The 7,820-nt window shown below is 32.2% G+C and carries 4 protein-coding genes and 3 pseudogenes; 5 read left to right on the forward strand and 2 right to left on the reverse strand.

The genetic code is table 11. The features are described from left to right. A pseudogene (locus OKC24_RS18620) lies at positions 1 to 343 on the forward strand (transposase domain-containing protein); the annotation flags it as partial. An 831-nt stretch (positions 344 to 1,174) separates the two neighbouring features. Here OKC24_RS18620 and OKC24_RS20160 read toward each other — a convergent pair. Both OKC24_RS20160 and OKC24_RS18635 read right to left on the reverse strand, forming a co-directional pair. Continuing rightward, positions 1,175 to 1,962 (reverse strand): annotated as a pseudogene (locus tag OKC24_RS20160) (IS30 family transposase). A 455-nt stretch (positions 1,963 to 2,417) separates the two neighbouring features. Beyond that, the gene (locus tag OKC24_RS18635) at positions 2,418 to 3,596 is read right to left on the reverse strand and encodes a replication initiation protein (RefSeq protein WP_104442428.1); all 1,179 of its coding nucleotides are present in this window, start codon (positions 3,594 to 3,596) and stop codon (positions 2,418 to 2,420) included. 943 nt (positions 3,597 to 4,539) lie between these two features. On the opposite strand from OKC24_RS18635, the gene OKC24_RS18640 reads away from it, so the two are divergent. The 4 genes and pseudogenes from OKC24_RS18640 to OKC24_RS18655 all read left to right on the forward strand — a co-directional run. Further along, entirely contained in the window at positions 4,540 to 5,316 is a 777-nt protein-coding gene (locus OKC24_RS18640; RefSeq protein WP_078194342.1) for a ParA family protein, read from the forward strand. A gap of 11 nt (positions 5,317 to 5,327) precedes the next feature. Continuing rightward, positions 5,328 to 6,239 carry a ParB/RepB/Spo0J family partition protein gene (locus OKC24_RS18645; RefSeq protein WP_130114130.1) on the forward strand — a complete coding sequence of 304 codons (912 nt, stop codon included), beginning with the start codon at positions 5,328 to 5,330 and terminating at the stop codon, positions 6,237 to 6,239. Positions 6,240 to 6,533: 294 nt separating this feature from the next. After that, the gene (locus OKC24_RS18650; RefSeq protein ID WP_171285020.1) at positions 6,534 to 6,797 is read left to right on the forward strand and encodes a hypothetical protein; all 264 of its coding nucleotides are present in this window, start codon (positions 6,534 to 6,536) and stop codon (positions 6,795 to 6,797) included. A gap of 686 nt (positions 6,798 to 7,483) precedes the next feature. Next, a pseudogene (locus OKC24_RS18655) lies at positions 7,484 to 7,618 on the forward strand (IS5/IS1182 family transposase); the annotation flags it as partial. Positions 7,619 to 7,820: the final 202 nt, after the last annotated feature.

Genomic DNA, 7,820 nt, shown 5'->3' on the forward strand with positions numbered 1-7,820 from the left:
TATAAATACGCTTTTAGTTGTTCAAACAAGTGGAACCACCTCTCTCTACCGCTATCTGGTTGATGGTAACTTACCAATCAACCTAAGAAGCATTACTTCGTAAGGGTTCGAAAATCAGATGTTTCCGTAGGCCTTGGGACGTAAGAACTGGTTGTTTACTGACTCGCTGCGCAGTTGTAAGTGAGCGGCTAATATGATACGCCTCATTCAGTCAGCAAAGCTGAATGGATTGGATTCCTATGCCTATTTAAGTGATATGCTAAAAAGGCTGTCAACACATAAAGTGTCCCGACTAGATGAATTACGACCACACTGCTGGAAATCTAACTTAATTAAAAAATAACTATGAGGTTCAGCGGACGCTTACGTAGAAACTTGTAATAAACTGATCTAAAAAATGGGATCATATACATCATAATTCGTATCTCAAAGTATTAACTTAAATTGTGATTAAGCCATGCCAGAATTAGATCGCCTCCATACCCATGTTGTCACTTAAATTTGAGTAACTACAGGAAATTCTATTTTTCAAGTCTTTATACAACAAAACCAGTTAAGAATAATGTTGATTTAAGCTGCTTACCATTTGCTTACTAGAATACAAAAACAAAAAAACCACTTAGGATTAGTACACCTAAGTGGTTGTTTTATATGGTGGGCCCAGACAGACTTGAACTGTCGACCAACGGATTATGAGTCCATTAACTATCAAGTTTAATCAGATTGTGGACAAAGCGAGTAAGCATCTGTATAGACAATCTAAATAGAAATTTAATCCTTAAGCAGCCTTGAATNATTAACTATCAAGTTTAATCAGATTGTGGACAAAGCGAGTAAGCATCTGTATAGACAATCTAAATAGAAATTTAATCCTTAAGCAGCCTTGAATCCATTTATCAGAATAAGTGTGATTGCGTCAGAGCAAGCCTATTAGCTGTGCTTATAGGATCTTAGGATCAATTTTTTGCTTGATTAGTGCTTGAAAATACAAGGACGTAGATTTTAGGTGCAGGCTTCTTCATCTTTAAATTATATTATTGAGAAAGCTTTAAAAAAAAGCTTCGTCCAATTTTTTTTACATGCTTAAAAACAAGTATCTATAAATATTTTATGCAAATAAAAATGAAATTTTATTCTATTCTTAGATTAGCATTTGAAGTGCAACACCATGCTGTTACCATAATACCTGACTCGGACTTCTAAAGCCGAGTCTTTTTCTTGGACTATGATTGATACGATCAGTGATTTCTGAGATGTATTCATCTGTATACTGATTTAAGTTCCTTCCTTTTCTAATATATTGTCTGACTAAGCCATTGGTATTTTCATTTTTGCCTTGCTCCAAGCACTATAAGGATCTGCGAAATACCAATCTATTTCTAATGCTTGAGCTGCATATTCATGCAGACTAAACTCCTTACCATTATTAGCGGTAATCGTTTTGAGCTGATCTTTAATCGGCTCAAGTAAACTGATTGTTGTTTGGCAAACTTCCTCTGCTTTGCGTGACCTACACTTCTTCAACTACAAATAACCTGTCTTGCGATCTACAATCGAGACCAATGATTGCTGATGATTCCTACCCACAATCGTATCTATCTCTAGATCACCAAAACGATGACGCTGTTCAATCTCAATCGGTCTATCATGAATGCTTTTACGATTAGCCAGCTGACCACGAGATGCAATCTGTTCAGGACTCCATTGGAGTTCAAGATAAAAGATGACAAGTGTCCATATTTCATGAGGGATTCTTTTGGGATTGGAGCAATGGCGTCTTAAAGCGAGTTGATTAGCATGTTTAGCGAAGTAACCATTTCTCGCTCGATTACGATTAATTTCTCTAGAAATAGTGGAAGGTGAACGATTCAGTCTCCAAGCAATGTAACGTTTAGAAAATCTTTCACGTAACAATGTAGAAATCTGATATCTTTCTTCTTGGGTAAGATGAGTATAGTCCATGATACAACTTTGACTTTGGTCGGTCGGAAGCAAAATGCTAGCTTATCTTGCTTCTTTACAATAATTTAATCTCTGTTGCACTTCATTTGAGAATCTAAGATTTATAAATTAATTCTTTAGAAAAATGGTGATTTAAATAGAATTCCTTCAACATATTAACTACTAGATCGCCATTTTTCATCTTAAATTTAATATTCAATCATTTCGATGATAAAATCCACTTTATCTAATTTCAATATTTATTTCAAAAAATACTCTTATCACCTTTAACCTACAGATCGTTTATGAATTAGATCAGCATGTTGTAAACTCAATCAGATATATGCTTTAAGTAGTTAAAGTTGAATAATATGAAGTTGAAATGAACGCTCAATATAACTGTTTTGCTAATTAAAGTTATAAGTGGTTTCTTGAACTAAGAATAGCCAATTAAAGTGTAGCAAGTTGCTACACTCCTAGATAATATCCTTTCCGAAAATTTCATTTAGACGATCCTTAATGTCTTCCACAAATTTACTATCAGTTTTCAATTTATTTTTCATTTTTCTCTTAAAGTCACTTAAGCTCATTCCTACTTCAGCAAAATCCATTTGAAATAATGAATCATTGATAACAACGTTTGCTTGAGAGTCTGTGAGGCAACCTACAGTCTTAAACCACTTTTCAAGCTGTAAATAATTAGCATCATCATTAAAAATATACCATGAACGTACAGTGGTATCGAATTTTGCACCTAGATCTTTTACCTCAGCATTATCTTCAAATGGAACATCTAAGTAGATCTTTAATTTTTCGGCCTTTTTATTTTCAATTACAGGCTTTTCAAAACCACGATGATGTAGTTTAAATTTTACGCCTACAATAGGGCGTCCTTTTTTAATTGTTTCATATTCTAACTGTAGATCGGTGTTTTCATTAATTTCAGCTACAATTTTATCTAATACATAACGTCGAAAATCGACCCAACGGTCATATTTAGTTTCATTTATATCAATTAGAGCTTTGAGATTCTCTAATAATAATGGAACTTCGTAGATTTCTTGAGTCTTAAATTTGAATTCGTTTTTTATGAAATAGGTATAAAGACTCATACTTGCAACTGAATCTAGAGCAAATAAATGTTTTAGTTGGTATGTAGTAAAATTACCACCAGCTAATTGAGTAAAGTAAGGTAATACTTCACTGGTAAATCTGATTTGAAGTGCATTCTTTGAATCATCTTCCCATCTTAACTCACGGATAATAGGGACAACCGAGTGAACTCTTTTAGTCTTTTTCTTTATATCATCTACAGGTTCTTCAATTACAAAGTGCGCCACACGGGATGAAAGTTCTTTGTAAATTCGATCAATGGCTACATTAATTGAATTTCGCTTACTTAATCCCAGTAATTCAGCTAAATCATCTTTATACAGATAGATGTATGTTTGTTCACTAATCTCTTTATCGATATGATTCTTCTCACCGTAATTGGCAACAGCCATCGCATATAAAAGTGCTTTATATTCATTCGCTGACAATTCAATAGGTCGTATCAAACGATTGCTAGTACTTACAACCCCATTGTGACGAATATTACCTATGCAGTACGGGATTGAATCCAGCTCTTCTTTGTTATGGCTTAGTTCTGACATAAAGTGTATTAACTATTTTAAGTGTGCTTAACTTGATTATGCATGTTATATAAAAAAGTGGAAAAAGATTCAACACTTTCACCTAAAAAAACCTAAGGTGGAATACTTGTCACCAAATTTAGGTAAAAATCCATTAAAGTGGAAATATATTTTTAAATTCCACTCCAAGATGACAAATACTCCACTTTTAGATGTTTTTGATTCTTTATAGAAATACGGATTGATGAATAAACACCCATAATGGATTTTAAATAATCAATTAACCTATTTCGATATGACAAGTTTTCCACCTTTAAAAACGCAGATCACTGAAAAAAAATATCGAGTTTAGTCATAAGAACAAAATATCTGCATTCTAGGGTGAGTGCGTGAAATTCTTTCCACTCTTAGATCAATGAATATATCAAAAAATGGTGTAGTAAAAAAAAGCCTTGCAACTTTATCCACAATATTATTTTTGTAAGTGATTTTTTTTCCACTCTTGCACTTAAATTCATTAAGTTATCAACATCATAAATAATTGTTTTATATATGTTTTAAATGATAATACATATATTTTATAATTAACAGTGAAAAACATTCCACCATAGTGACAAATACTCCACTTTTAAGTGACAAATACTCCACTTTACAGTGACATATATTCCACTTTTAAGTGATCATCTTTCCACTTATAGAAGACAACTCTTCCACTTTAAGATGACAAACCCTCCACCTTAAAGTTGATATGGTATTGTTTTTAAATGAAAAATATCAACTTAATTATTAATTAACTTAATTATTAATTACTATTAATTATTAAATAAGCTAGCTATATAAAACTTTAAATTTAAAATTGCTTTAGCGTTATACAAATGACTGTTTTAAATTTAAAAGGTGTAGTAACTTAGCCCAAAGTTATTTATATTAATAGTAATTTTAAATATAGAATGATTTGACAAGTATGTCTGCAAAAATTATTGCTGTTGCGAATCACAAGGGTGGTTGTGGTAAAACAACAACAGTTGTTCATTTAGCCTCTGAGCTAGCAAACTTAGGAAAAAAAGTGCTTGTGATTGATTTAGATCCTCAAGCAAATGCTAGCTTGCATATTGGTTTAAAACATCCAAGTGAAGTTGGAGTAACAACCGCTGAGTTATTAGTAGGTGATGTCTCATTACTTACTGACGCTTTAGAAGAAGATACTAATTTTGATAATGTTTCACTAATTTATGGTTCTCTCAATTTAGGAAAAACTGAGGACCAATTAAAAGAAGATGCGCCAAGACCATCAGAAGAACTCACTACAAAATTAGAACTATTAAAAGATCTTTATGATTTTATTTTAATTGACTGCCCTCCAAGTTTAAAACTATTGACGAGTAATGCTTTAGCATCTTCAACACATGTAATTATCCCGATTGAATCTGGCTCACAATATGGTCTATATGGTGTTACAGACTTACTTAATCATTTAGAAAAAATAAAGCGAATCAATCCGGAGCTACAATTATTAGGTGCACTACTTATTAAGCACGATGAGAGACAAAATGTTTGTAAACTCATTCGTGATGAAGCATTTAAGCAAGTGGGCTATATTATGGAAACGACTATTCCACAAAGTACAAAAGTAAATCAAGCCGCAATTATGCAGCAGTCTTTACTTAAGCTAGACAAAAGTGGAAAGGTTCGAAAGGCTTTTGAAAGTTTAGCTAAAGAAGTTTTAGCTAAAGTTAACTGATTGAGAATTTTATGGCAACTGCAAAAGAACTTTTAGCTCAAAAGCTGAAACAAAATACTCAAAAGCATCAATTAGCTCAAAAAGATAATATCAAGGAATTAAAGGAATTTAGACGAAATGTCCCCATTGAAGACATTTCACGGAGTCCTTATCAACCGCGTAGAAAATTTGATGAGCAGGAAATCAAAGAACTGGCTGAATCGATCGATGAAGTTGGTTTGTTGCAACCCATCACTGTTCGTAAACTTGAAAATTTAAAATTTGAACTAATTGCAGGTGAACGTCGATTACGTGCGCATGAAATTCTAAAAAAATCGACCATTGAAGCCATTATTATTGATGCAAATAATGAAGAAGCTTCACTACTTACACTAGCTGAAAATTTAAAACGCCAGGATTTAACAGACTTCGAAATCTATATTGGTCTAGTAGGTTTGGATGAAAATTTAAAGAAAAATAAACAACGTTTAGCGAAGTCTTTAGGCTTAAATCGCGAAGACATGTATAAATATTTATCTTTTGAAAAGTTGCCTAAAGCCATGTTGAATGATTTGGTAAATGAGCCCCAGTTATTAGGTCGAACTGCTGCAACAGCTTTTAAAAAATTTCTTGCAGATCACGACGAAATAAAACAACGTGCTGAAAAAGCCTTGTTAACTGTTTGGACAAAAGTAAAGAATGGCCAACTTGAGCAAACTAAGGCTGTTGCACAAGCTACGAAATATCTAGTTCAAGATAATAACGATTCTCCATCAACATCGCTTGTAAAAAAAATTGAATATGCTGGGAAAGTTGCTGGAAATATTAAATTTAATGATAAGTTATTAAAGGTTTCTTTAAAAATTTCTCATTTTGATGATGCTAGTTTAGAAAAATTAGAAAATCTATTGAAAGAGTTGGTAGAGAAAAATCAAGAAGTGTAGCAACTTGCTACACTTCTTTTCTTTAAAATATGTCTGATAGTATAATCTTGGGGATACCTAGTAATAAAATTAATCTTAATTAAAAACAATTTTTTTATAATATATATTTATAAAAGTTAGGTGCTGTTGACATTTGCTGTATAAAAAAATAGTGAGAAAGTAAAATTCAATCGACAAACCACATACCTACTTGTTATGCATTCCAACAATGCTGGCGCATAATCAATGGTCTAAGTCTTTAAATTAATATCAAATGATGCAAATCAAGAATAGGTTTCTATTGATGCCTCTCATATGCGAGTGCATCAACATAAGGCAGGAGTGAAAGACCAAGCTATTTCTAATAACGTTGGTGGAAATAGTTCTATAATCTATTTAGTTGTGGATGCGGATGGAAATCCTATTGAATCTATTTTTAATGATAGCAAGACCCATGATGTGAAAGTGCATCTTATTTGTTTGATATTTGGATTTAAAGGAAAAGAAATTTTGTGTGCAGATAGGAGTTATAATTCAGAATTATTTAGAGAAAAATTGAGAAAACCGAAACCAAAGTAAATATACTAAAAAAATGTAAGTCTAAATCTAGTAATCAACATATGGATTGGTGTTTATATAAAATCAGGTATTCAATGGAAAATGCATTAACAAGATTAAAAAATATTTACGATGAACTGCCAATCGGTATGACAGGCTAATGCGGAACTATGAAAACTCCGTTGCTTTAGCCTGTATCTTTATCTGGTTACCATTATGAAATGTCAACAAAATCTAAATTATTTTTGGATTTGTTAGAAATAGATTGATCTGGAGTTGGTCACTAAAATCATTCTAAAATTAAAAAATATAACTTATAGTGATTAGCTTCGATTATATGCAAATTATATAACTTGTAATAGACGCAAAAGTTGTGCCTGTGAAAGAGATAATACTTAAAACTTGTCCTAACCACTTATATAACATTGGAGGATAACTAAGAATTTTGATGCTGCATTTACAATAAAAGAAAAAATTGGGCTTGTGAATGTATTTGGCGGTTTGAAAAAATTCAAATTTATTGCTTAGCGATATCGCAATTGAGGCAAAATATTAGGTTATAGATCCCATTCTATTACTGGAATCTATAACCTAGAACTGAATAAAGAATGACTTATGAAAGAACCCTATTATTAATCTTCATAATCTAGAAAGGCTTTGTTGCACAAACCTATCTGTAAAGGCTTATTCAACATTATAATTCTCAAATGAATAAGCCCACATCTAAAATATATCGCACAACCAATTGGCCTTCTTATAACAGAGCATTAATAAATCGAGGAAATATCTCTATTTTGTTTGATCCCAAAACTCAATGGTACGCTCAACCAAAAGGCAAGCATTGAATAGCCACCACTTTCCTAGAAAAATATCGTCTATTCTTTTTTAGGAAAAGGTGAATATTCGACTTGATAGTAGTCATATTTATTATCTTTTGTGACACAAATTACGTCATCTAATGCCTGCGGTGTATCGTCAGTATCATCAATCGCTTTAAATAATGAACCGTACCGGGTTTGTCGGAGACTCAGTATTCTGAGATGA

The organism is Acinetobacter entericus, assembly GCF_026168575.1.
Taxonomy (GTDB): domain Bacteria; phylum Pseudomonadota; class Gammaproteobacteria; order Pseudomonadales; family Moraxellaceae; genus Acinetobacter; species Acinetobacter bouvetii.

What these genes read in the sequence shown, in the direction of transcription:
- OKC24_RS18635 (WP_104442428.1), bottom strand. Translation starts at nt 3,596, where the DNA reads ATGTCAGAACTAAGCCATAACAAAGAAGAGCTGGATTCAATCCCGTAC.
- OKC24_RS18640 (WP_078194342.1), top strand. Translation starts at nt 4,540, where the DNA reads ATGTCTGCAAAAATTATTGCTGTTGCGAATCACAAGGGTGGTTGTGGT.
- OKC24_RS18645 (WP_130114130.1), top strand. Translation starts at nt 5,328, where the DNA reads ATGGCAACTGCAAAAGAACTTTTAGCTCAAAAGCTGAAACAAAATACT.
- OKC24_RS18650 (WP_171285020.1), top strand. Translation starts at nt 6,534, where the DNA reads ATGCGAGTGCATCAACATAAGGCAGGAGTGAAAGACCAAGCTATTTCT.